Origin of the sequence: Polynucleobacter duraquae (assembly GCF_000973625.1) — a bacterium.
GTDB lineage: Bacteria > Pseudomonadota > Gammaproteobacteria > Burkholderiales > Burkholderiaceae > Polynucleobacter > Polynucleobacter duraquae.
The window spans coordinates 2,000,229-2,026,292 of the sequence record NZ_CP007501.1; the positions used below are offsets into that span (position 1 = coordinate 2,000,229).

At 45.1% G+C, this 26,064-nt stretch carries 21 protein-coding genes, 1 tRNA gene and 1 pseudogene; 3 read left to right on the forward strand and 20 right to left on the reverse strand.

Features of this window, described 5'->3' with window-relative positions:
- Positions 1–191 precede the first annotated feature (191 nt).
- Positions 192–1,205, reverse strand: coding sequence for an HD domain-containing phosphohydrolase (locus tag CL55_RS10295; RefSeq protein WP_052728828.1), 1,014 nt, complete (start codon positions 1,203–1,205; stop codon positions 192–194).
- 272 nt (positions 1,206–1,477) lie between these two features.
- Between CL55_RS10295 and CL55_RS10300 the strand changes: the two genes are divergently transcribed.
- Entirely contained in the window at positions 1,478–2,191 is a 714-nt protein-coding gene (locus tag CL55_RS10300; protein ID WP_052728829.1) for a GGDEF domain-containing protein, read from the forward strand.
- Positions 2,192–2,193: 2 nt separating this feature from the next.
- On the opposite strand, the gene CL55_RS10305 is transcribed toward CL55_RS10300, so the two are convergent.
- The 12 genes from CL55_RS10305 to def form a co-directional block, all read right to left on the reverse strand.
- Entirely contained in the window at positions 2,194–3,138 is a 945-nt protein-coding gene (locus CL55_RS10305; protein ID WP_052728830.1) for a hypothetical protein, read from the reverse strand.
- Positions 3,135–4,379, reverse strand: coding sequence for a glycosyltransferase family 2 protein (locus CL55_RS10310; RefSeq protein WP_082091938.1), 1,245 nt, complete (start codon positions 4,377–4,379; stop codon positions 3,135–3,137). The genes CL55_RS10305 and CL55_RS10310 overlap by 4 nt, the downstream gene beginning before the upstream one ends.
- 369 nt (positions 4,380–4,748) lie before the next feature.
- Positions 4,749–4,824: transfer RNA gene (locus tag CL55_RS10315), tRNA-Phe, on the reverse strand.
- Between the two features lie 160 nt (positions 4,825–4,984).
- Positions 4,985–6,316: an FAD/NAD(P)-binding protein gene (locus tag CL55_RS10320; RefSeq protein ID WP_046331005.1), complete on the reverse strand. Its 1,332-nt coding sequence runs from the start codon at positions 6,314–6,316 to the stop codon at positions 4,985–4,987.
- Positions 6,317–6,405: 89 nt separating this feature from the next.
- Positions 6,406–6,591 carry a hypothetical protein gene (locus CL55_RS10685; protein WP_156156302.1) on the reverse strand — a complete coding sequence of 62 codons (186 nt, stop codon included), beginning with the start codon at positions 6,589–6,591 and terminating at the stop codon, positions 6,406–6,408.
- A gap of 13 nt (positions 6,592–6,604) precedes the next feature.
- Complete coding sequence (locus tag CL55_RS10325; RefSeq protein ID WP_046331006.1) at positions 6,605–8,806, reverse strand: OsmC domain/YcaO domain-containing protein; 2,202 nt, start codon at positions 8,804–8,806, stop codon at positions 6,605–6,607.
- Positions 8,807–8,913: 107 nt separating this feature from the next.
- A complete protein-coding gene (locus tag CL55_RS10330; protein ID WP_046331007.1) occupies positions 8,914–9,594 on the reverse strand; it encodes a response regulator in 681 nt (226 codons plus the stop codon).
- Between the two features lie 2 nt (positions 9,595–9,596).
- On the reverse strand, positions 9,597–11,906 hold the full coding sequence (locus tag CL55_RS10335; protein ID WP_046331008.1) for a sensor histidine kinase: 2,310 nt from the start codon (positions 11,904–11,906) through the stop codon (positions 9,597–9,599).
- Positions 11,903–12,484 carry a DUF4390 domain-containing protein gene (locus tag CL55_RS10340; RefSeq protein WP_046331009.1) on the reverse strand — a complete coding sequence of 194 codons (582 nt, stop codon included), beginning with the start codon at positions 12,482–12,484 and terminating at the stop codon, positions 11,903–11,905. The genes CL55_RS10335 and CL55_RS10340 overlap by 4 nt, the downstream gene beginning before the upstream one ends.
- The gene (rsmB, locus tag CL55_RS10345; RefSeq protein ID WP_046331010.1) at positions 12,468–13,793 is read right to left on the reverse strand and encodes a 16S rRNA (cytosine(967)-C(5))-methyltransferase RsmB; all 1,326 of its coding nucleotides are present in this window, start codon (positions 13,791–13,793) and stop codon (positions 12,468–12,470) included. Before rsmB ends, CL55_RS10340 begins: the two co-directional genes overlap by 17 nt.
- Before the next feature lies 1 nt (position 13,794).
- On the reverse strand, positions 13,795–14,790 hold the full coding sequence (fmt, locus tag CL55_RS10350) for a methionyl-tRNA formyltransferase (protein ID WP_046331011.1): 996 nt from the start codon (positions 14,788–14,790) through the stop codon (positions 13,795–13,797).
- A gap of 7 nt (positions 14,791–14,797) precedes the next feature.
- Positions 14,798–15,313 carry a peptide deformylase gene (def, locus tag CL55_RS10355; protein ID WP_046331012.1) on the reverse strand — a complete coding sequence of 172 codons (516 nt, stop codon included), beginning with the start codon at positions 15,311–15,313 and terminating at the stop codon, positions 14,798–14,800.
- 71 nt (positions 15,314–15,384) lie between these two features.
- Here def and dprA point away from each other — a divergent pair, with 71 nt between their 5' ends.
- Positions 15,385–16,083, forward strand: a complete 699-nt coding sequence (gene dprA / locus CL55_RS10360) for a DNA-processing protein DprA (protein WP_046331013.1) — start codon at positions 15,385–15,387, stop codon at positions 16,081–16,083.
- 197 nt (positions 16,084–16,280) lie between these two features.
- Positions 16,281–18,959 (forward strand): DNA topoisomerase III, encoded by a 2,679-nt coding sequence (locus CL55_RS10365; RefSeq protein WP_046331014.1) that lies wholly within the window; start codon positions 16,281–16,283, stop codon positions 18,957–18,959.
- A gap of 59 nt (positions 18,960–19,018) precedes the next feature.
- Here CL55_RS10365 and CL55_RS10820 read toward each other — a convergent pair.
- From CL55_RS10820 to rpmH, 7 genes and pseudogenes are all read right to left on the reverse strand, one after another.
- Positions 19,019–20,020 (reverse strand): annotated as a pseudogene (locus CL55_RS10820) (FAD-dependent oxidoreductase); the annotation flags it as partial.
- Between the two features lie 45 nt (positions 20,021–20,065).
- On the reverse strand, positions 20,066–21,913 hold the full coding sequence (locus tag CL55_RS10370) for a phosphoenolpyruvate carboxykinase (GTP) (RefSeq protein ID WP_046331015.1): 1,848 nt from the start codon (positions 21,911–21,913) through the stop codon (positions 20,066–20,068).
- A 90-nt stretch (positions 21,914–22,003) separates the two neighbouring features.
- On the reverse strand, positions 22,004–23,383 hold the full coding sequence (gene mnmE / locus CL55_RS10375) for a tRNA uridine-5-carboxymethylaminomethyl(34) synthesis GTPase MnmE (RefSeq protein WP_046331318.1): 1,380 nt from the start codon (positions 23,381–23,383) through the stop codon (positions 22,004–22,006).
- Positions 23,384–23,424: 41 nt separating this feature from the next.
- A complete protein-coding gene (gene yidC, locus CL55_RS10380; protein ID WP_046331016.1) occupies positions 23,425–25,131 on the reverse strand; it encodes a membrane protein insertase YidC in 1,707 nt (568 codons plus the stop codon).
- Positions 25,132–25,141: 10 nt separating this feature from the next.
- A complete protein-coding gene (yidD, locus tag CL55_RS10585; RefSeq protein WP_082091940.1) occupies positions 25,142–25,381 on the reverse strand; it encodes a membrane protein insertion efficiency factor YidD in 240 nt (79 codons plus the stop codon).
- Position 25,382: 1 nt separating this feature from the next.
- The gene (locus CL55_RS10385; protein WP_237150504.1) at positions 25,383–25,631 is read right to left on the reverse strand and encodes a ribonuclease P protein component; all 249 of its coding nucleotides are present in this window, start codon (positions 25,629–25,631) and stop codon (positions 25,383–25,385) included.
- A 77-nt stretch (positions 25,632–25,708) separates the two neighbouring features.
- Positions 25,709–25,843, reverse strand: a complete 135-nt coding sequence (rpmH, locus tag CL55_RS10590) for a 50S ribosomal protein L34 (protein WP_011903922.1) — start codon at positions 25,841–25,843, stop codon at positions 25,709–25,711.
- Positions 25,844–26,064 lie beyond the last annotated feature (221 nt).

A 26,064-nucleotide genomic window follows, 5' to 3' on the forward strand; every position in this document is an offset into this window, starting at 1 on the left:
TCAAGGGCTTGGGTCACCAGTCTTGACTTGTCTAAAAATTGTGCGTCCTTGTGCCGGTCAAATTTAGCAATGAAATCAGAATCTTGCGAGGGGCAATTTTTCTGTGTGTACAGATTGTGTTGCCATACCCTTCCAGTAAATAGCCATAGCGTATTGAAATGTCGTTTAAAACGACATCTCTGGAAGAGTCTTTAAATTAGCGGTGGAAATGTATATCCATCAACTTTAAATACTTTTAAGCAAGCATTTACGACGTCAGCATCAAATAGCTTGTCACTGCCCATAGCGATCTCTTCTAATGCGGCATCTATACCCTTACCTTTTCGGTAAGGGCGATCTGATGACATTGCCTCTACAGTATCAGCCACACCTAGAATTCGGGCCTCTTCACAGACTATATCGCCTTTAATTGCGTTGGGGTAGCCACTGCCATCCAAACGCTCATGATGCTGAAGAACTGCTTGAGCAATATTCCAAGGAAAGTGAATATGTTTGAGCATGTCGTAACCGGCTTGAACATGGTTTCTTAACATGGCAACTTCGAAGTTGCTTAAGGCAATAGGCTTCGTTAGAATTTCTGCGGGAATTGTAATTTTGCCAATGTCGTGAACTAAAGCGGCCATTCGAATACCTTCAATAGTATGTAAAGGTAAATTCATTTCGGCAGCAATTGCTACAGCTAGATTTGCTACACGCTTTTGATGTCCTCCAGTATAGGGGTCTCGAGCAACAATGACGTTGGCAAGAGTATCGACCATTTCATTCATAGAAATATTGACGGAGTGTTGATACTCAAGCAATTCTTTTTCTAGTTTTTTTCTATCTGAAATGTCGCGAATATTACATTGAATAACGCGATCACCGTTAACACCATAAGCATTGCTGACAAACTCTACATTAACAATCTTCTCATCTTTTCTTTTTAATGGAAGGTCTTCGTATCGTATGTAGCCTTTGTCTTTAAGCACAGTAAAGGCTGTTAAAGCCGCGGCTTTATCTACCATCGCGCCAATTTCCCAAAGCTCTTTACCGATGAGCTCTTCTCTTGTAAACCCAAGTAAATTAGTGATGAATGGATTGGCGTCTTGAATGACTCCTGTTTGAAAATCAAGGATCAAGATGCCATCTTGAGCTGTCTCAAATAATCGCCTGTAGCGTAGCTCTGATTGTTTAGCTAACTGCTCTTTGCTTAATTCATCTGCCATATGATTTTTTGTGAGTTCTTTGAAGACTCTCACCCTTTATTTGAGTGTATACCCATTATTTCTTACATCTATAGACTTTCTTTAAATTTTTAGTTGTAATCTATCTAATCTAATCATGAAATTTAAGGCACGCTTTGTATATAGCAATTGGCCTTTACTGCTTATCACTACTCTGCCAGGTCTTTGCCTCGCTTATTAGCCTTTCATTATTTCGACATTCAGCAACCATATATCGCTGGGGCTGGTTATTTTTAGCTATCGGCCTTAGTTTAATGATCGGCCGAAGGATTGGTCCGATATTCCACGTCTTTGAATCTGGCCGCTTCGACTTATTGGACGCGATACTATCGCTACCAATTTCAGGATTCTTATTACTCGGCGTTCTTGGTCTAAGAAAATTGCTTCTCAAGGCTGACAACAATCAACTGATGCTCGAGACTCTTGCTCAGCACGACCCCCTCACTAATAGTTTAAGTCGTACCGAAATACTCTATCGAATCTCGGAAGAAATTGATCGATCACGGAGAAATAAGCATACTTTTGCTTTATTAGAGATGGACATTGACCACTTTAAAAATGTAAATGATCAATATGGGCATCATGTTGGCGATGAAGTCCTATTAAACCTAGTTCGGCACTCTCAAGAAGCAATTCGCTCCATCGATACAGTTGGTCGAATAAGTGGAGAAGAATTTCTGATTCTATTGCCAGAAACAGGAGCCGATGGAGCCGCTCAAATTGCTGAGCGTTTGCGTGAACACATTGCTAATACAACAAATGAAACGAGTGCTCTAACGCCAATAAGAATCACCATTAGCATTGGAATTGCCATTTTTAATCCCGACGACAATCCTCGAATGTCGCGTAGCATCGCACTCAATGAACTCATAAGTAAGGCTGACTTAGCAATGTATCAAGCAAAGAATGAAGGGCGCAATCGTGTTTCCTTTTGGAGTGCCTCTACCCCACCTTTAAAAATGGCATGATGTTAAAACGGAATGATGAGCTCTTCCATAATGTAGCGATAAAAGTAATTAGGGCCTAAAAAACCAGCCGATTTTCCATATCCTGCTCGAGTCTTAAAATAATAATCATTTGATGCTACTGGGCTAGTAGCCGCGAACTCATAGAGCTGTGTAGTAGTGCTTGGATCCTGATTCACCGTTTGCCGCCCAACACCTGCTGTGCCGCTGAGCACCCATCCCGCAATTCTTTTTCTTGCGCCAAACGCAATCATCGTCTCGTTATAGGTTGATGGATTAAAGTAATTATTGGCAACATTGGTATTGGTGTCTCTATATTGGCGATAACGCAGTTGTGCCGTTAACCCATAGTCTGGCACCAGGTCATAAATGAGTTTTGCTCTCACTATTGGCCGGGTATTGGTATCCGAGAAATACATATTTGCGCCCATCACTATCGCAGTTAAGCGCTTCATAAGCTGTTGCTCAATGCTGATACCGCCAAGGGTGTAATAGATTCCATTATTTAAAGAATTTTGTGTCTCCACCCTATCTCGATTTACTATGACTTCAGCCTTTGTAGAGTCCGTTACTCGAAATCCATAATTACTGTCCGTGGTCACTAATTGATGACCATTTTGAGTGTTGTAGCCAATATTGAGGTTGTAACCCAGAGCTGTTCGCGGATTAATGGCTTTAGTCATCAGCGTATATTGCTCGCCTGTAGAGTTCCAGCCACCCTGCGTAAAGTAATTGTGCTGATAAGTAATGCCTGTATATTTTTCACCATGTTCATACAAAGGTAGATATCCTGCTTTGTATTTGTAGGTGGAGAATCCTTCGCTATCAGAGCCAAAATAGACATTCGGCACTGAAATCGCCTGTTTTGTTTGCTCCTCTTCTGCTCCATTGGCATGAAAAGTGAATAACAATATGCCGAAAAACAGATAGGCCTGAACTACTCTTCTCATTTAGTGCCCCATGATTTGCGAAGATTAAATAGCTCAGAAAAATATCCATACACACAGGCAGGCTGGAGAATAAATCCGTAAGCAAATACATAGGACAAGAATCCCAAGATATTTGCCCGAACTGTTAAATGCTCAGCATTGAACATCGCCTTGCCTTTTAAATACATTTGCCAATTGAGCAAAAAAGCCATTGGCAATAGTGATAGCGTCATGGGGCCTGCTATCCAAAATATACCAAAGCAAGCTAGGATCAGTCCTGGTATGAATCCAAAGGTAAAGGCAATGTCCATCAATGGAAACATCGTATTCCACCAAATATAAAAAGTGGAGTACCGGGGTTTAAACAGGATCATCGGATTATCTTTAAATGCCTCAACTAAGCCGCGAGACCAACGTCTTCTTTGATTAACAAATTTTTTTAATGTGTCAGGGCAGTCGGTAAATGCCAAGGCATCTTCGGCATGACCAACTCTATGACCTGCCGCCAAAATTCTCCAAGTCAGCACGATATCTTCACCGACCATCTCTGGCCACCCACCCAGCTCCACTACTGTCTTGCGGTCATACAGAGAGAATGCGCCTTGTGCCACCAAAGTGCCTTGAAATAAAGACTGAATGCGCTTAATGGTGGCAATTCCTAAAAAGTAATCCCACTCCTGCGCCTTGGTGATCCAGTTCTCTCGTGAATTTCGAATGAGAATTTCACCAGCAACTGCTTTGGTATTGATTGGATCAGAGAGATATCGTCCCACTAAATGGCGTACCCCGTCTTTCAATATATAGCTATCAGCATCAATTGAAATAATGATGTCAGTCGTACATTTTGCTAAGCCATGGTTTAGAGCTGATGCCTTACCGCCGTTACGCCCTAAATCAATGAGCTCTAGATTTGAATGGGCCGACTGTAAAGCCCTAACAGAATCAACCGTCTTATCGCTCGAGCCATCATTAATCACAATGATGCGAATATCTGCTGGGTAGTCCTGTAGAAAAATTCCTGACAGGGTTGAGGCTATTGAATTCTCTTCGTTATAGGCGGCGATTAATATTGTGACTGGTGGGTAGTGTTGATCAACAATGACTTTAGGGCGACGATCGAGTAGTAGCGCCATCGCCACAAAGGCATTCATAAAGCCTGGAATGATGGCAATAAAGGTAATGATGAAATAGGCAGGAACTGTTCCTACTTCATTGCTTAGATCTGAAAACCAAGGCTGGGAATACCAAAAAGAAAACCCCATCCAACTCAAGGAAAATAGCAGTGAAACAATAAATTTTCCTTTTACTGAAAAATACAAAGGATTCCATCCAAAATTTATACTTATTCAGAATACTCCTTGGCGGGCTTGTTTTGTCGTTTTAAACGACATTCCGAGTACATACCCTTAGCGTCGCTTAAATGAACGCTTGACTGACGCAGGGATGAATAATTGACGTGTCCTTTAAAAGGACACGTCATGAACCTGACGCCCCAGTCTAGAGTCAGAGTGAGAGTATCCTGATTGACGGATTAAATCTATGGGATTTGAATAAACACGCTAGGCGCTAGGTCTAACCACCATTGAGGGCCTCTAATAAAAATAGCCCAACAAGTGGGCTATTTAGATTCTTGGTGGCCCGGGGCGGAATCGAACCACCGACACAAGGATTTTCAATCCTCTGCTCTACCGACTGAGCTACCAGGCCAAGAGATGGAATTATAAATGAAACTGTGTTTTAGCTCGGAAAACGTTCAAACTGAGCTCATCCTGCTTGACCAGCAGGGAAATCCTATGGGGGCGCCCCCTAAGGCGGGTGAATGAGGATAAGGCAAGGAACTGGAGTTACTCTGCATGATATCTGTCCATTACTTAAGTGTTATTTGAATCGATAACTGCTCGGCCTGTTTGGCAATTGAGCTTGCAGCTATCACGTCACCTAGGCTGCCCATAGTTGCAGGCCCAATCATCCATAAATCATCCCATTCCCCACCCGATAATTTGGAAACTCTATAGTCGCTAGCTACCGCAATCGATTTTCCAAGGGCGTCCGGTCTTGCAATTTGATCTGCAATTAACTTACTAAGTAAAGAATCGCGCCCAACCCCAGTGCAATTGAATATCCGATCTCCCGACACCTTAGATCCATCGCCCAAAACTACTGTTACTGTTTGTGCAACCTCAATTCGTTTGGCGCGCCCCAATACAAATTGAATCTGTTTATTAGCCTCCAGCTTTCTATAGGCCTTAATTGTTTGGGGTGATGCCCTAAAGCGATATAAAGACCAAAGCCAGCCGAGCCGCTTAAAAAGAATTCGACGCTGGAAATAAGAAAATTGCTGCCAAATCATATTTATATTTGGTCTAAGCTCTTCCCATGCACTTTGCCATACCACGCTATCCGTTGGTGCGGAAGGAAGGTAGTTACGAATAAAGCGAACTAACTTAGCCGGAGTTAAGTTTTTTGGCCAATCGGGTTGGCCCTCTCTCTTCCAGCCCGCTTGCATTGGCGGGAAGACTGCTCTTGGGCCTATCACTTTAATCACGCCTTGATGCCCTTGACCAACAAGCGCATTAATTGCATCCAATGCAGTTAAGCCTCCGCCAAGCAAAATAATTTCTTCATGAGCATGAATATTGCCCAGGTCCTTACCCACCCAAGGGCTCTCAATAAGCTGCGAAGGGCTCATAGCAGTCTGAATATTTTGAACGGCGCAGGGCCAAATGGGTGGCGGATTACCGGTTGCAATAATCACCCGCTGCGCAACAATCGTCTTGAGCTTGTCTATCTCAAGGCACCAATACTCGTTAGCCTTATATAGATTGCTTACTTTTGCATAAATCTGATCGATCTGATCTGAGCCAAGTTCTTTGCTTACAAGCTCGGAAATATAGCGACCGAAATCCTGGCGCCGATAAAAGTAGCCCGCTTCCGTTTGTGCTTCAGAGTCATCTATATGCACCTTAGCCCACCTTGCAAAATGCAATGGGTCCTCAGAAAAAACAGATGGAAGATCCTCGCGAACATTGAGGCGAAAAAAAGGACTAATACAGTTATATGCATTCCCTTTACCCAATAATCCAGGACCAATTAATAGAATCTTTGAACAATGTATTCCCCTGCGCAAGAGATGAATGAACGCAACTGCGGCAGCAAAGCCATCCCCAATAATGACAATTTCTTTTATATCTTGGGTCATCAGGAAATTATTAGAGTGAAAATCAGAACCCGCATTTTTTCTTTGTCAGCCCCACTACGTAATAAGTGCTTGAGCACTGAATAATGGGCTCACTCCTCCCATGGGAATCTTGCACGACTTAATTCTTCCATCATTTCACGCTTACTCGGAGCTCTTCTTCTAGTGGTGCTAGTGTCACTTTTAGGTGCATTCTGAAAATCATCAGCGCATCCTGGCCCTGAAAGCTCACAAGGCGCAATAGACTCTTGATCAATTGGTTTTAGAGGTGTTGTCAATGCCTAATCCTAATTAGTCACAATTACCATTTTTTTCTCTAGCAGCATGTATTTTTCTATAGCTATCAATCAAGCGGTGATGCCTATCGAGACCCTCGAGTTTCATGCTTGTGGGGGTTAAACCATAGAAGCGAATAGTTCCATCTACGGACCCCACTACAGCATCCATTCTCTCGCTACCAAACATTCTACGAAAGTTAACTAGGTAGTCATCAAGCTCTAAGTTGTCATCTAGTACCGTCTCTAACACTGCATTCAATGCCTGATAAAACAATTTACGCTCGACTGTATTGTCGTTATATTGAAGGAAAGAGCCGACCAGCTCATGGGCCTCTTCATGCTGCTTCAAAGCAAGATGAATGAGTAGCTTTAACTCCAACACTGTTAGCTGACCCCAGGGCGTATTTTCATCAAACTCGATACCGATCAGTGTGGCGATATCACCGTACTCATCTAGCTCATTATTTTCTAAGCGCTCAAGCAGTGCGCATAAGCCGGCATCATCCAAATTGGATATATTCAAAATATCGGCGCGAAACAACAACGCTTTATTGATGTTATCCCAAACAAGGTCTTCAATTGGATAAACCTCAGAATAGCCAGGCACTAAGATTCGACATGCGATTGCTCCTAGCTGGTCATAGACCGCAACGTAAGCTTCTTTGCCAATAGACTGAAGAATGCCGAACAAGGTGGCCGCCTCTTCTTCATTCGAGTTTTCACTTTTGCCGGAAAAATCCCACTCAACAAAATCGTAGTCTGATCTTGCACTAAAGAAGCGCCAAGAGACGATGCCACTTGAATCAATAAAGTGTTCAACAAAGTTATTTGGCTCAGTGACCGCTTCACTTATAAAGGTAGGCGGAGGCAAATCATTGAGGCCCTCCAAGCTACGCCCCTGAAGTAGCTCAGTCAAACTCCGCTCCAATGCCACCTCTAAACTTGGATGAGCACCGAATGAAGCAAACACGCCACCTGTTCTTGGGTTCATTAGAGTAACGCACATAACTGGATATACACCACCCAGTGATGCGTCCTTTACCAATACTGGGAAGCCCTGTTCCTCAAGACTCTGAATGCCTGCCAAGATGCTAGGGTACTTTGCAAGCACTTCCTGCGGAATATCTGGCAAAGCAATTTCACGTTCAAGAATTTCACGCTTCACTGCTCGCTCAAATATCTCAGATAAACATTGCACCTGAGCTTCAGCCAGCGTATTGCCAGCGCTCATACCATTGCTGACATAGAGATTTTCAATCAGGTTAGAAGGAAAATACACCGTCTCACCATCGGACTGGCGCATATAAGGCAATGAACAAATGCCGCGCTCGCCATTACCAGAATTAGTGTCAATTAAATGTGACCCGCGCAACTCGCCATCAGCATTAAAAATATTGAGACAGTACTTATCCAGTATTTCTTTAGGCAGGGCATTTTTAGGGCCTGGCTTAAACCAGCGCTCAGCAGGGTAATGAACAAAGGAAGCGTTAGCGATCTCTTCACCCCAGAATGCGCCCGCATAGAAATGGTTGTTGCTCAGTCGCTCGATATACTCACCCAAGGCTGAAGCAAGTGCGCTTTCTTTCGTAGATCCCTTGCCATTGGTAAAGCACATTGGTGAGTGTGCATCGCGAATATGCAAAGACCATACATTTGGGATTAAATTGCGCCACGAAGCGATTTCGATCTTAATTCCTAGATTAGCCAACACACCAGACATATTGGCAATAGTTTGTTCTAGCGGTAAATCTTTGCCGGCAATGTAAGTGCTCAAATTTGAATCTGGCCTTAAAGCCAATAAAGTTTGAGCATCCGCATCTAAGTTTTTAACCTCTTCAATAACAAACTCTGGGCCTTCTTGTACCACTTTCTTCACCGTGCAACGCTCAATGGAGCGCAAAATACCCTGGCGATCGGTGGCAGAAATGTCTTCCGGAAGCTCTACTTGAATTTTAAAAATTTGTTGGTAACGGTTTTCTGGATCGACAATATTATTTTGAGAAAGGCGAATATGCTCTGTTGAGATATTGCGCGTATCACAATATAACTTCACAAAATAAGCGGCACATAAGGCTGACGAAGCTAAGAAGTAATCAAAAGGCCCCGGGGCTGAACCGTCACCCTTATAGCGGATAGGCTGATCAGCAATCACCGTGAAGTCGTCAAACTTGGCTTCAAGGCGTAGCTTATCGAGAAAATTGACCTTTATTTCCACGGGAATGATTCCAGAATGATATGGGCGCTATTATCCTTCGCAACGTTGATGCTGTATGCCTTATTAAAAACCTCAGAATCAATAACAAGGACTAATAGCAAGGCGTCTTATTGCTCGGCTTTATTGCGTGAAGTATCGATTCCTAAAGCTTTAAGCTTGCGATAGAGGTGAGTCCGCTCTAAGCCCGTGTACTCAGAAATTTTGGTCATGCTACCACCCATGATGATCATTTGATGCTCAAAGTAGGCCTTTTCGAATAAGTCTCTAGCCTCACGAAGCGGCAAATCAAAATAGGTTTTTGCAATCCCGCTGATGTACTCCCCACTCTGAACTTGCGAGGCCGACTCGCTGACTACCGCTTTCAGGCTTGGACTTGAAGAAGGCGCCGCCGACAATTTTTCTTCAGCGAGCTCAACATGCTTAGGCGAACTTTCTAAGGCCTTGGTAACCGTCTTGAGTAACTTTTGAAGTGCAATCGGCTTTTCCAAGAAATTGAGTGCGCCTATGCGGGTGGCTTCAACGGCCGTATCAATCGTGGCATGCCCTGACATCATCACCACGGGCATGGTGAGTTGCCCTGTTTTAGACCACTCTTTTAATAAACTAATGCCGTCAACATCGGGCATCCAAATATCTAGCAAGACTAGGTCTGGGCGCATTTGTTCGCGAATTGTACGCGCCTGCATAGCACTCTCAGCCGCATACACGGTATGACCCTCATCCGTCAGAATCTCATTGAGAAGCTCACGAATTCCCATCTCATCATCGACCACCAAAATACTTGCCATTCTTATGCTGCCTCTTTTGCCAGATTCATAAACAAAATTGATACTTGCGCACCGATCACCTCATCCGCCTGCATACGATTCCGGATTTCGATTTTGGCGCCGTGATCGTCTACTATTTTCTTCACCACCGCCAATCCCAATCCAGTGCCTTTACTTTTCGTTGTTACATAGGGCTCAAAGGCTCTTGCCAATATCTTAGCTGGAAAACCTGAACCACTATCACTTATTGTTAAACGTACCGCATTTTGTGGCACACCATGTGATTCTCCGTAAGGCACTAATTCTGTTTTTATCTCAACTGGCTCAGATTGATGGGTGCCCTCAAGAGTAGCATCTTGCGCATTTTGCAAAAGATTATGAATAATCTGTCTGAGTTGCGTAGAGTCCCCCATAATATTTGGGCAACGAGAATCCAACCGGGTTTTTATAGGGCTTCCTTCGTATAGTCCGAGGATCTCTTGTGTCAAAGTATTAATAGAGACCGATTTTAGTTGCGGGCTTGGTGTCTTTGCGAAATCCCTAAAATCATTCACCATCTCTTTCATGGCCTGAACTTGGCCGATGATGGTTTCTGTGCTGCGATTCATCATCTCCTCTTGCTCGGGACTCAGTTTGCCGGCTAACTTGTGCTGTAATCTCTCTGCAGAGAGCTGTATGGGGGTTAGCGGATTCTTAATCTCATGCGCCAAGCGCCTCGCTACCTCACTCCAAGCAATGGAGCGCTGTGCACTAACTACATCGGTAATGTCATCAAAAACCACCATACGTAAATCGGCGGTTAGCTCGGTTCCACGAATAAATAAAGTAACACCGGGCTCATTCTCAAACTCGTTTGTGCTGTGAAGCTGAATCTGTTTTTGCCAGACTGGCGCTAATTTATTTTTAGCTACTGAGGGCTGGCTATCATCTTCTCCAACAGACAACTTCAGCGTAGCAAAGCCCTCTTTGATGGCCTTATCAAACTCAATGAGGCTTGGGCTATCGCTTAAAGGACGTCCATCCATTTTAGTTAAGTCTTGGCTAAAGATACGGTCAGCACCAGAATTACTAGAGACCATGTTGAAATTTTTATCAAAGATACAAACACCAGCAGTTAAATTGCCCAAGACTGTTTCAAGGAATGCTTTAGATTCTTGGAGGGAGGTTCTTGTATCAGCAAGCTGGCGAGTCATCACATTAAATTGACGCGTCAACATTCCCAACTCATCGCCAGTATCTAACTCTGGCTTTGGGGATAAGTCACCCTGAGCAACGGCCTGAGTGCCCTTTAATAGCATCAACAAAGGCCTAGCCAACTGACGACCCAAAATCAAAGCTAAAGTAACCGCCACAAATAATGCAAAAAATAACGTGAGTGTGAGCGTACCAACAAACATTTTTCTTAGGCCGGTTCGACCCAAGGATTTCTCCTGGTAGTCGCTGTAGGCAGACTCAACCGCAACGATATTCTTGGCCAATGGGCCAGGAATAAAGCGCACTAGTTGCAAAAAATATTTATCCTCCACCTCTGAGCTAGCGCCCGATTTTCCCGAGATCTGTTTTTTTCGCACAATCGGCACAATCGCTCTAACCCGATAAGCACTCTGCCCCCCATCCACCTCTATTTGCTCAACAGAGGTGATGCCCTTCTTTTTAAATGCCTCAGTGATGACATCGGGAGTAGGTGCGGGTAGATATTTTTTGGGCCTAGATTCGCTAGTTAAGATTAGGTTGCGCTGGATACTAAACAGACTCACCTCTTGAATGCCAAATTGGTTACGGATCTTCATTACCATGGTGCCAACCTGTTCAGAGGTCGCGCCCGAAGGGACCTGAACAATTTGCTCAGCAATGTAATTGCCCTCCGCCAAAATCTCTTCTTGCGCAACGCGCAGGGTAACGCGCCCCAGCTCAAGTCCAGCGTCTAGCGCGGACTCTACCTGAACGTCAAACCAAGTCTCAATGCTGCGAGATACGAACTGCAAAGAAACGCCATATAAAATTAATCCCGGAACGACGCCAACCAAAGCAAAAATCATGGCTAGCTTGGCAACTAAGCGCGTACCAAATCGGCCCTTGCGCCAACGAATGGCAATCACGATCACTAAAGTCAGAATGACTAAAGTTAAACAAATACCAACAATGACATTGGCCGCATAAAGCCAAATAAAATAGTTATCAAAAAACTCAGTATTGGATGTTGCAACCGATAGCAGCGCTAACAGCAATAGCGCAAAGGCGCCAGTTACTACCATGGCTATTGGAAGGGCTCGTCTTTTCCAAGCGTCTTTCTCAAACGCATTTGGCCCAATGAAGTTTAAAGATATCTTCATCGCTTAATGAGGTTGGGGCCGTTTTGTAAGAAAGGAAAGCGCACCCAATCACTGGTGACATTCCAGTCACGATTGTTAAGAGCATTTACCTGAAATGGCTTGGGTAGCTTGCTTAAATCTAGAGTCATTCTGAGTGCTGCAGTGTACGACTTGCTTGCGTCAATTTGGTTGCTATCAATAACCCGCCAACCCCCAACACTACCCACGGTCTGCAAAGCCTCAAATAGTGTTTTTGCAGAAAAGGTAAAACCCTCAGAAGCTATACGGTATTGCTGAGTCATTGGCTGATAAGAAAGGCGGGTTGATCTCTGAGCAAGTACAGGCTTTTCATCAAACCAATACCAACGCGAACGCGTTAAGTCAAACTCAGTTTGAAAATATAAAACAACCCCTTTTTGAACCGCATCTTCTAAACCCGGTGTTAACTCAATCTTAAATGTTGCATTCAGAAACCAATCATTATCCACCTGCTCCAGATCAGCAGTTTTGAGCTTAATTCCCTCCGCACTTGCACCAACTGAAAATAGGCTCAAGGACATCAAAACACAAAGGGTGAATTGTTTAACGCCTTGGTTCATGGCCCATTTTCTTAAACAAAGCATAGTAAAAACCGTCATTTAGCTCAGCGGGCAAAATTTGCCCAGGTGCGCTTAATCGTAATGCATCAGTATGCTCTGCAGCAAACCACGTTGCCTGCTCCTCACCCTCCTCTGGGAACATAGAGCAAGTTACATACAAAAGTGTGCCGCCGATCTTTAGGATCTTCCAGGCTTGCTCCAAAATGGCGCGCTGCCTAGTTTGCAAGGCCTTAATATCAGCCTCACGCCGCAAAAAAGGTATGTCGGGGTGCCTTGCCACAATGCCCGATGCAGAGCAAGGCGCATCCAAAAGAATTTTGTCAAATAACTTGCCATCCCACCATGCAGTCTTTGAGGCATCCCCGCGCACTATGCGAACAGCATCAGACTGCAGGCGTAAACGGTCTAAATTGCCGCCAATTTTTCCAAGGCGCTCACCATCCAACTCCAAAGCAATCATCTCGCACTGCGCCAACTCTAGTAGGTGCGCTGTTTTTCCGCCAGGTGCAGCGCAGGCATCCAAAATGCGCTCACCCGGTTTTGGATCCAGCAATATAGCTGCAATTTGTGCCCCCGCATCTTGAACAGAAACTGCACCACTATAAAAACCTGGTAAGTCTGAGACTGGCACCGCCTCTTGTAATAACAAAGCGGAATCTAATATGACCCCAGCAACACTATCAATTGGTTCAGCTGCAATGCCAGCTTGGTGTAATAGCTCTTGATATTCCTTGCGCGTATGTTGTTTAACATTCACCCGCAAAATTAAGGGCGCCCGTTGAGCCTGCTGAATCAACATAGCTTGCCAAGCCTTGGAGTAATTTCTCTTTAAGCTAGCTCGCCACCAGGGCGGGAAAAACATGGGGATAGGATCTGGTGGGTAAGGCTTTTCATTCTCAGCCTGGACCGCAAGGCTCACCTTACGAAGCACTGCATTTACGAGACCCTTGGCATACGTTGTAGGCTCATATTCACTACAAGCTTTTACAGCCTGGTCAACGATTGTATGTACTGCATAACCCTTAACATCGGATCTGCCCTGCAAAAACAAAGCAATCGCAACACTTAATAAGTACTCTACTTCTGGTGGGGGCGTCTTTGGAATAAATTGTTGAATGAATTCATGTGATCTCACCCACTTACGCAAGGCATCAAACGTGAGGCTTTGAACAATGGGTCGCTCATGGGCATCTAACTGATCCAATACTTCAGTGAGCGATCGGCCTACCATCACTTCACCAATTGCTTGTGCAGAAATGGTAATTGCCTCTGACAGCGGAAGACTGCGTGGTGTTTTTTGATCGGTCAAATCACTCTTTCTTGAACTGCATTATTTTTTCCTGCGTGCGGTAGCTCTGTAAACAAGCGCTGGCGCCAATCTTTTTTCCGCCAGGCTTTTGCATTTCTAAGATTTCAATCACGCCATCTCCACACTGAACATACACGCCATCTCCACTAAAGCCTAAAACCCGTCCCGGGATGGCATCTTGATGTATTTGCTCCTTGCTAGGTAAACAAGAGTTCCAAAACTTCAAATGCTCGCCATCCAAACTACTGGTGGACCCAGGAAATGGGTTAAATGCTCGAATACGTCGATCGATTTCTATCGCGCTTAAATGCCAATCAATTTCTGCTTCGCTCTTTAATATTTTTTCTGCATAAGTAACTCCCTCTATAGCTTGTGGAGTTCTTGAGATGGCAATACCTTTATCTAAATCATTGAGGGTCTTGACGATCAACTTAGCCCCTATGGCCGCCAAATGGTCGTGAAGTGATGCGCTAGTTTCTTGAGATGTAATTTTTAACTCACCCACTAGAATGGTGTCGCCGGTATCGAGACCCGCATCCATTTGCATGATGCATACACCTGTTGCAGGGTCACCCCTTTCTATGGCACGCTGTATCGGCGCTGCACCGCGCCACCTTGGCAGCACAGAGGCGTGAATATTTAAGCAACCATGCCTCCCGCTCTGAGAAGCAAGATCAAGAATAGCCTGGGGAAGAATTAATCCATAAGCAACGACTACCATTACATCAAATTCAATATCAGATAGATATTGAAAGGCCTCTTGCGCTGCTATTTTTTTCTGCAAGTCTGTATGGTTCTGCTTGAGCGTTTCAGGTTGCAGAACCGGAATATCTTTCTCTTGTGCAAATGCTTTTACAGGGCTCGCTTGAAGATGCATGCCTCGACCTGCACGACGATCTGGCTGTGTCAGTACTAAAACAATTTGATGACCAGCCTCATCTATTGCGCGCATTGCTTGCGCAGCAAACTCTGGGGTACCAGCAAAGACAATTCTCATTGGGCGCTTAGCGCTCGCCTACTAATTCTTTTGCGCGCTTTTTCATTTTGAGAGAAATACGATTACGCTTCAACATAGATAGGTACTCAACAAACACCTTGCCTTGCAAGTGATCCATCTCGTGCTGCAAACAAACTGATAGTAAGCCGTCTGCCTCTATTTCAAATTCTTTACCGTTGATATCGAGCGCCTTTACTCGTATGACTGCTGGGCGGTCTACTTCGTCATAATATTCAGGCACGGAAAGACAACCTTCGCGCCATGATTTTTTTTCAGGGCTTGCCCAAATTAGCTCAGGATTAATGAATACCATTAACTCGTCTTGATTATCTGAAACATCAATAACAACAATTCGCTCATGAATGTCTACCTGCGTTGCAGCTAAACCAACGCCTGGCGCGTCATACATAGTCTGGGCCATATCGGCCACAATTTTTTTAATGCGCACATCTACCTGCGCTACCGGTTTGGCAACCTTATGTAGGCGTGGATCTGGATAACAAAGGACGGTTAATAAAGCCATATGGGAATTATCCAACAGAGTAATCAGACTGTCCCGATAGTTCTTTACAGCCCTATGCTGAAAATTGCCTTATGCGCATATCTAAAAACTCAAACATCGTCCAAATTCAACGAAATTCCCCTGACTATCCAGCTCGTCTGCTAGATTTATACGATCCACCCAGCTCACTCTATATATATGGTGATATTCGCCTACTAAATATTCCGACGATTGCCATCGTGGGCTCAAGAATTGCCAGCCCAGAAGGGGTCAAGAACGCCCACTATTTTGCGCAAGCCCTGTCAGCCGAGGGTTATCTCATTATTTCTGGGCTGGCCCGAGGCATTGATGGGGCCGCCCATTTAGGTGCCCTTGGGTCAAATCAGGATCATCCAACCATAGCAGTATGTGGAACAGGGCTTGATATCGTGTATCCAAGAGAACATCTTGGGTTAGCCCAGGCCATTGGTGGGGTAGGCCTCTTGGTGTCTGAACTAGTCCCAGGATCAGGGCCAAAAGCATGGCACTTCCCTCGCAGAAACCGCATCATTGCAGCCTTGTCCCTGGGAATACTTGTGATAGAGGCGGCCGAGCGCTCTGGCTCGCTCATTACAGCTAGGTTGGGCTGTGAACTTGGCCGCGAGATTTTTGCGATTCCTGGGTCAATACACAACCCACTCTATAGAGGCTGCCACCAACTACTTCAGCAAGGGGCCAAACTGGTTCAATCCCCGAAAGACATTCTTGAGGAGCTGCCAAAATGGTCAAAAACGGAATTTAAAGGTGTTTAAAGCACCATTTTAAGAAAAATAGAGTCTTAAATGGGGTTTTACCAGGCTCCAAAAATGAGGTTTTTGGACTTTTGTCAATTTATCGGTTAATAATAAAAAAGGGGCATGAAAGAGGTCTGACCAGAATCTGGTTTAAATTGGTCACCCGTTTTCACCCATTAAAAACATCATTTCAAGCTCAAATTTAGGCAAAACGCGTGGCAACTAAAGCAACTACCAAAAAAAGCAGCTCAAAGACTTCAACTGTTGATCACCCAAAGGCGCTGATCATTGCGGAGAAACCTTCCGTTGCGAATGACATTGCCAAAGCTTTAGGTGGCTTTACTAAATACGAGGATTATTTTGAGAGCGATGACTTTGTTATCTCATCTGCTGTTGGCCATCTATTAGAAATCGCCGCCCCCGAAGAATTTGATGTCAAGCGTGGCAAATGGTCTTTTGCAAATCTGCCTGTTGTGCCCCCCTATTTTGATTTGCGCCCAATCGCCAAAACTGAATCTCGACTGAAGGTTTTGCAAAAGCTCATTAAGCGTAAAGATATTAACGAACTCATTAATGCATGTGACGCGGGTCGCGAAGGTGAATTGATCTTTCGTTTGATTGCGCAACATGCAAAAGCACCTCAGGCCATTAAGCGGCTCTGGTTGCAATCCATGACACCGGCAGCAATCAGAGATGGCTTTGCCTCCCTGCGCAGCGATACGGATATGCAGCCTCTCGCCGATGCGGCACGCTGCCGCTCTGAAGCGGATTGGCTAGTCGGAATTAATGGCACTCGCGCTATGACGGCATTCAATAGCAAGAGCGGTGGATTCTTTCTGACAACAGTGGGCCGAGTACAAACACCAACGCTATCAATCGTTGTGGAGCGTGAAGAACTCATTCGGAAGTTTATCTCCAAAGACTATTGGGAAGTGAAAGCAGAATTTATTGCTGCAGCTGGCGTATATGAAGGGCGCTGGTTTGATCCTAAGTTTAAGAAAGATGCTGCCGTTCCAGACGCTCGAGAGAACCGTCTTTGGAGTGAAGCTGCAGCACAAAGTATTGTTGCTGCGTGTCGCGATAAAAAAGCGAGCGTTAAAGAAGAAGCAAAACCAGCAACACAATTGGCGCCTCAACTGTTTGATTTAACGAGCCTACAACGTGAAGCAAATGCACGCTTTGGCTTCTCTGCTAAAAATACTCTTGGCTTGGCCCAAGCGCTTTACGAGCGCCATAAAGTACTGACCTATCCACGTACCGATGCTAAGGCCCTGCCTGAAGATTATTTGGATACCGTGAAGCAAACGATGGAAAACCTAGCCGAGAACTCGCAAGAATATCGCTCCTTTGCCAAACAAATCTTACAAGGTGATCCGAAGGATCCAAAAGCCAAGGCAGGGTATGGCTGGATCAAACCAAACAAACGTATTTTTGATAACTCAAAAATATCCGATCACTTTGCGATCATCCCTACCTTAGAGTCTCCAAAGAGTCTGAGTGAGCCGGAACAAAAACTGTATGACTTAGTTGTTCGTCGCTTTTTGGCAGTGTTTTATCCTGCTGCCGAATTCCGCGTCACCACTCGCATCACCGAGGCATCGGGACATCACTTTAAAACCGAAGGTCGCGTCCTAGTCTCGCCGGGTTGGCTAACGGTATACGGCAGATCCAATCAAGCAGATGATGAGTTGGTAGCGGTACAAGAAGGCGAAACTGTTCAAAATGAATCTATTGCAGCCGTTCCATTAAAAACCAAGCCACCAGCTCGATATACCGAGGCAACTTTGTTATCGGCCATGGAGAGCGCTGGCAAATGGGTCGATGATGATGAGATGCGTGAAGCAATGGCCGAAAAAGGCTTAGGCACACCTGCAACTCGAGCTGCCATCATTGAAGGCCTGCTAGCAGAGAAATATATGGTCAGGGAAGCGCGCGAGCTCATTCCCACTGCTAAGGCATTTCAGTTGATGACGCTCTTGCGCGGCCTAGATGTTGAAGAATTAACACGACCCGATCTCACTGGTAGCTGGGAAAATAAACTCTCTCTGATTGAGCGCGGTGAGATGAATCGCGATACCTTCATGCAAGAAATTGCGCAGATGACGCAACGTATTGTTAAGCGCGCCAAAGAATATGACAGCGACACCATTCCCGGTGACTATGCGACCATGTCTACGCCATGTCCTCACTGCAAAGGTTCCGTTAAAGAAAACTATCGTCGGTTTGCCTGTGAGAAGTGTGGCTTTACGATTAGCAAAACTCCGGGTGGACGAGCATTTGAGTATCCAGAGGTTGAAGAATTGCTGCGCGAAAAAACCATTGGGCCACTACAGGGTTTCCGCAGCAAAATGGGCAGACCATTTGCAGCAATTATTAAGTTAAGCGAAATCCCAGAAGATGATGCTGATTATCCAAATGCGGGCTTCAAGCTCGAATTTGATTTTGGCAATACTCAAGAAGATGAATCCGAAGCAATCGACTTTACTGGCCGTCAGACTTTGGGTGTTTGTCCAAAATGTTCTGGTGCTGTTTACGAAGATGGCATGCGCTATTTGTGCGAAAGAAATACTGGACCAGATAAATCGTGTGACTTCAAAACCGGTAAGGTCGTTTTACAACAAGAAATTTCTGCTGAGCAAGTTCAAAAATTGCTTACCGAGGGTAAAACCGATTTGCTAACCAATTTCAAATCTAACCGTACCGGCCGGGGCTTTAAAGCTTATCTTGCCTTGGGTGCAGACGGAAAAATTGGTTTTGAGTTTGAGGCAAAAGCGCCTAAGGCAGGTGCCGCTGCTAAAGCGCCAGCAAAAAAACGTGCGGGTGCCAGTGCGGCCACTAAGTCAGCAGCAAAACCTAAGCGCGCCAGCAAAGCAAAGTCATCTTCAAGCACTTGAGCAGCAATGAGCTTAGCTGCTAAAGCTGACCATAACGCGCCTCTTGACCCCAGGGCTGTTGCTAAAAATATCCCAGGGCGTTGAGTTAGCGCACCAATGATAGGTAGGCGGTCGCCAGCGACACAGCGCACCCCGACAAAGCTTCCTACCTTGTGGAGTTGCTCTGTATCGCCCTCCGGATAATTCAACAAGCCCTTGGCTAATTCGCGATTAAAGTCATCGCTTGAATTCCAATCTTGAAGATCCGATTCGCCCTCATCAAAACTTGAGCCCACTATCCACTGATAATTTCCATCAGATAAATTCTTAGCTGGCAAACAATAGCCATCGCCTGATATGGCTGTGCGTGGCAGTTTTAATGTCCAAGGGTTTTTCATATCAACAGAAAAAATGCTTAGCTGTCCGCGTACTGGCCGCAAGGGAAGTCGCACGTCCATGCTTTCAACTAAGCTTTTGGTTTCTAGCGCTGCTGCAATGATGACTTTGCCAGCGGTCATGATGGGCTTATCTTGAGAGTTGACTAGCCTCCAACCCACATCGACTTTTTCCAACCGGGCCACTGAGATATTCCAGCAACAATTAAGCTTTGGATGAGGCCTTAGTGAATCCTGCGTTGCCTCAGATAAGTTTAGTGACGCGCCCCGTGGGAGCCAAATGCCGTCTTGATTAATGCCACAGATTTGCAATGCCTCATCCGCATAAAGTGCTTGAGCCATGCCCTCATCGAGATTAAGTGACTGTAGATAGCTTGCAACATCATCCCGATTAAAGACTTTATCTTTTTTATTTGGCTGGAAGATGCCGTGCTGATTCCAGCCTTTGCCCCAGCGAGCTTCAGCCATCAAAAATGCAATGCGAGTTAAGCGTAATAAACGGGGGGCGCCACGGCCAACATGTGGATGAGCAATAGCGTAGGCATGGCTTGAGCAAGCTGATGCAGGGTGGGGCGCTGAGTCAACAATACAAACTGCTTGACCTCGCTCGAGCAACTCACTGGCAATGCTCGATCCAGCAATGCCTGCCCCAATCACCACGATGTCATGGTGTTGGGGTGAGGTCATTAAGTAAAGGGTTTTTAAGAGGCTTCTTAAACTTCTAGGGAATGCCTAGGCGTTTAAGCGCTTCTCAATTTTGCTACGCGCTTCGATTAACTCTTTTGGCAAGCGCTCGCCTAAATGTTCAAACAATTCTGAATGAAGCTTGAGCTCGCTTTTCCAGTCATCAACAGCAACCATAATGGCTTTTTCAAACTTGTCTGTTGAGTAGTCGAGACCATTCCAATGCATATCAGCATGCTCTGGGCAAATACCAAATACAGTTTCCTTGCCTTTGGCTGTACCTTCAGCACGGCCCAAGATCCAAGAAAGCACGCGCATGTTTTCACCAAAACCAGGCCATACAAACCTGCCGTTTTCATCTTTACGGAACCAGTTGACGCAATAGATCTTTGGCAATACAGCACCTTCAGCAGCAAGCTTACTACCGATATTTAACCAGTGTTGGAAGTAGTCGCTCATGTTGTAGCCAGCAAATGCAATCATTGCAAATGGATCACGACGCACAACTCCTACTTGGCCAGTAATCGCAGCAGTGGTTTCAGAGCCCATTGTTGCGGCCATGTAAACACCTTCTACCCAGTCACGTGCTTCGCTTACCAATGGAACGGTATTTGAACGACGGCCGCCGAATAAGAATGCATCAATCGCTACGCCCTCAGGGTTGTCCCAATTGGGATCGACTGCGGGGTTGTTTGTAGCGGCTACAGTAAATCGTGAGTTTGGATGTGCGGCTTTGCGGCCAGCAGCGCCATCAGCAGGAGTCCAGTCTTTACCTTGCCAATCAATTAGGTGTGCTGGAGGGGTGTCAGTTAAACCTTCCCACCAAACATCGCCATCATCAGTTAAACCAACGTTAGTAAAGATTACATCTTGGTTTAATGAATCTAGGCAGTTTGGATTGGTTTGACGATTTGTTCCAGGGGCAACGCCGAAGTAACCAGACTCTGGATTGATCGCAAACAAACGCGTCTTGCCTGTAACGCTGTCTTTACGTGGCTTGATCCATGCAATGTCATCACCAACCGTAGTGACCTTCCAACCCTCAAATCCCTTTGGAGGAATCATCATAGAGAAGTTAGTTTTTCCGCAGGCAGATGGAAACGCAGCAGCAATATGGTATTTCTTGCCTTCAGGTGAAGTGACGCCCAAGATCAACATGTGCTCAGCCAACCACCCTTGGTCGCGACCCATATTGGATGCAATGCGCAATGCAAAACATTTTTTACCTAATAAAGCGTTGCCACCGTAACCAGATCCGAAAGACCAAATCTCGCGAGTTTCTGGATAGTGAACGATGTACTTGGTTTTGTTATTGGGCCACGCAACATCTTTTTCACCAGCAACCAAAGGCTTGCCAACAGTATGGATACAGGGAACGAACTCACCAGTAGCGCCTAGCTGGTCAATCACTGCTTTACCCATGCGAGTCATCAAACGCATGTTGATAGCAACATATGGGCTATCAGAAAGTTCAACACCAATGTGTGCAATTGGGGAGCCAATTGGGCCCATTGAGAATGGCACTACATACATTGTTCTGCCGCGCATACAACCATCAAATAACGGCTGGAGAGTGGCACGCATTTCACTTGGCTCCACCCAATTATTGGTTGGGCCCGCATCATCTTTATTTGCAGAGCAGATAAAAGTGCGGTCTTCTACGCGAGCTACGTCATCTGGATCTGATAGTGCTAAGAAAGCATTTTTGCGCTTCGCAGGGTTTAGGCGCTTGAACACACCTGCACTTACCAACAACTCACAAAATTCATCATATTCAGCCTGTGAGCCATCACACCAGCGAATTTTATCTGGCTTGGTTAGGGCGGCTATATCTGCAACCCATTGAATCAATTTCTGGTTTTTAACGTACTCAGGCGCATTGGTGTTGATGGTCATGTGAATCCTATGAAATGTAATATTTTTGATCGCATTATTTTAACATTTTGGACGTCTTTTTTATGCATAAGCCTGCTAAGAACGAATCCTTTATTTACCAATACAAAATTGGCTAAATATCTTGCCTAAAAGATCGTCTGGGAGCAGTTTCCCAGTAATTTGTCCAAGTTGATCTTGTGCTAAACGGAGCTCTTCTGCAAACAACTCCAGCGATATATTGCCATTAGCGGCAAATTGTTGGGATTGATCTAGGTGCTTAGCAGCCCTATCTAGGCAGTCTAAATGCCGCCTACGCGCCACAATGACACCGTCTTGAGAACCACCCCAACCTACGAGCTCCAATATTTTCTGTTTTAAGGCCTCGATACCTTGACCCGTCTTGGCTGAAATGAATAAGGTTTGATTTTCATCTTGGGCAGAAATGGGGTTGCCCAATAAGTCCGACTTGTTATTGACCTCCAGCACAGGGCACTTTGGGGGGAGCGCTTTTAGTATTTGGCTTTTTAACTCTAAAATTTCAGTGGCCGCCGTTGTTTCTGAAGAGCTTGGATCTTGGAGAAAAATAACCAGGTCCGCCGCCCCAATAGCTTCCCACGATCTTTCGATACCTTTTGCCTCAACTAAATCACTGGTCGCGCGTAAGCCTGCGGTATCAATAATATGCATAGGAACACCGCTGATGGTAATGCTCTCCTTCACACGATCTCTTGTGGTTCCGGCGATAGGCGTAACAATAGCGACCTCCTCGCCGGCCAGTCGATTAAGAAGAGAACTTTTGCCAACGTTAGGCGCGCCAGCCAAAACCAGCTGAATGCCGTCACGCAAAATCTTGCCCTGTTTCGCCCCCTCCCTTAATGCAGACAACTTTCGCATCACAGCGCTTAGGCGTTCACGAGCTTGGGCATTCTCCAAGAACTCAATCTCCTCCTCAGGAAAGTCCAGGGTGGACTCCACCAAAATGCGCAGCTGGGTAATTTCTTCAATCAGGCTGTTGATGTCATTTGAGAAAGCTCCTTGCAGTGAGCGTGCTGCGCCGCGAACTGCCGCTGCACTTTGAGCATCAATTAAATCTGCAATCGCCTCAGCTTGGGCTAAATCAATTTTGTTATTAAGATAAGCTCGTAAGGAAAACTCGCCAGGCTCGGCAATTACTAGGCCTTGATCTTTTCCCAACTCAAGACATCGCTTCATGACCAACTCTAAAAGTTGTGGTCCACCATGGCATTGCAGCTCTAGAACATCTTCGCCCGTAAAAGAGGCGGGGGCTGCGAAATAAATTGCAAGGAGTTGGTCGATTGATTCACCCTGTGCATCTCGTAGAGTAAGTAGGTTGGCTTGCCGGGGTGTAAGCGCCTTATTGAATAAGGCTTTAGCCATAGGCAAAAGCTGGGGGCCGCTAATACGAATAACGCCGATACCAGCTTTGCCTGGTGCGGTGGCAAGCGCAATGATGGGCAGCTTTCTCGTCATCATTGCAGGCGCTCCTTATTTATTCTTCAGCAGCTAAAAATTTATTTAGCCAACTTCTTTCCAATCATTTGGTTTATCTGCCATTGTTGAGCAATCGATAGCAGGTTATTCACCACCCAATACAAAACCAGGCCTGCAGGGAAAAAGAAGAACATGACTGAGAATATTAAAGGCATATACATCATCACCTTTGCCTGAATTGGATCTGGTGGTGTTGGGTTAAGTTTGGTTTGCACAAACATAGAAGCCGCCATGATGATTGGCAAAATTCCAATTGGAATCGAATTTAAGCCAATCAAATCACTAATGGATGTGTCTGGTAATGAGAGATCATGAACCCACAAAATCCATGGGGCGCCACGCAACTCAACCGATGACAATAACACCCAATACAAAGCGATAAATACTGGAATCTGAATCACCACCGGCAAACAACCACCTAGTGGGTTGATCTTTTCTTTGCGATACATCTCCATCATCGCCTGATTCATTTTTTGTGGCTCGCCTTTGAACTGCTCTTTCATGGCGACTAGACGTGGCTGCACTTCCTTCATGCGCGCCATCGATTTATAGCTTGCAGCTGAAAGTGGGAAGAACACCAACTTAATTAAGATGGTTAATAGGATGATTGACCAACCCCAGTTGCCAACATAAGAGTGGATGTTGTCTAATAACCAGAAAATGGGTTTCGCCAAAATAGTTAGGTAGCCGTAGTCTTTCAGCAACTCAAAACCTGGTGCAATTGTTTCTAACATGCGCTCTTCTTGCGGGCCGACAAATAGTTTTGCTTTTTCTACAACTGTAGAGCCCGCAGGAATAATCCCAAGCGGTGTTTGCATGCCAATTCGGTATAAATTGTTATCAATTTTGTTGGCATAGATATCGCGAATTGTCTTATCACCTGGAATCCATGCGCTTGCAAAATACTGCTGAACCATGGCAATCCATGCAGGCTCACCTGCAGCTATCTGAGTAGGGATAGTAATTTTGTTCTTGTCTATTGCCGTGAACTCAAGCTTATTAAACTTTTCTTTATCCGTGTAAGCTGCTGGCCCAGTAAACGTACTTGCGGAAAAAGCACCATCAAAGGGGCCAATTTTTTGTTCTTGGGAAGCGTCGCGAACAATCTCTGTGTATAGAACTAGAGGATTGGGATTATTGCCGGCTTGAGTAACGCGATGACCCACATCTACAACATAGCTTCCTTGGCTAAGGATGAAGGTTTTTTCAAGCTTAACGCCATTACGCTCGCTGAAGAAAATAACAAATGGGCGGCCTGATTCATCTTTTCCAGATTGAGCCAACCTGAAGGTACTGGTGTGGTTTGGAAGGTCGCTGTTTAAAGAAATTAAACCCGAGCGCGCAAAGTATTTGTGTTTTGATGTGTATTGAAATAACTCAACTGGTTTGTTTTCTGCCGTTAAAGATTTTAGTAGCTTTGCATCAACGACATTTGCTCCGCTTGAGCTAATTTTCAAAGCAAGAACGTCGTTCTGTAACGTGAACTTTTCCGCACTCTCCATGAGATCACCATTGATAGATGGTGTTGTTGCAATTACTGGTGCGCTCGACAATTGGGTAGGTACATCCGTCTTGCTTCCAGCTACAGCTTTGTCCGCAGGTGCCGGAGTGGTTGTTATGGGTCCACCAAACATTGATGGCTTACCCTCGTGAACCTGCCAGTTGTTATATAGCATTAGGCCTGACATGGAGAAGACTGCCCAAAGAATTGTTTTTTTAAAGTCCATTTGCATTCACTTAATAATGATGAGACGTTGGTTTTACTGCGGGGTCATGTCCACCTTGTGACCATGGATTGCAACGCAAAATACGCCACACCATCAGCCTAAGGCTTTTTAAAAACCCGTAGTGGGCAAAGCAATCGCAGGTATATTGTGAGCATGAGGGGATATACTTACAGTGCATACCGACAAATGGGCTGAGAGTTATTTGATAGAGTCTCACAATCTTAATGGCCAGCTTATTCAGTAGATGCACTTTATATTAGCCCTGCAATTTGAGCTCGCAGACCTTCTTTTTCTTTGCCCCGGAGTCTGCCGCGTGTTTCGCGACCAATTGGTCTTTTCAGCTTCACTACAACATCACTGTTGAGGTTTGTTGTTTGAGCGCTTCTAACCAATTCTCGGATCATGCGCTTTAATCGGTTTCGATCTACCGCACGATTAGCTAGTTTTTTAGCAACCGCAATACCCAAGTCTGGTTTTTCGCCCTGATTTGGAGATGCCAAGTACAAACCCCAACACAAACTTGTCTTGGGGTGTGTTTTTAGTAATTCAGAAATCCTGGCGCTATTCAACTGCTAAATTAAACAGCCAGACGTTTGCGACCTTTGGCGCGACGGGCATTTAATACCGCGCGTCCACTCTTGGTTTTCATACGAATACGAAATCCGTGTGTGCGTTTGCGACGTGTTACTGAGGGTTGGTATGTTCTTTTCATGATTCATCCTGCAAAACCCAGTATTTTCCTTGTTGCTTGGCAAAAGGTCAACCGCTGAAGGAGAATATATAGGTATTTTTCTCTATTTATTTAGTTAAAACTTAATAAACCTCTAATTTATATAGGTTTTTTTGTTTTATTCACAAGTTATCCACAGGTTTTCCACGTTTTTAAGCTTGTGGATAACTTTATTGGATCGCTACAATGAATCCTCCAAAAAT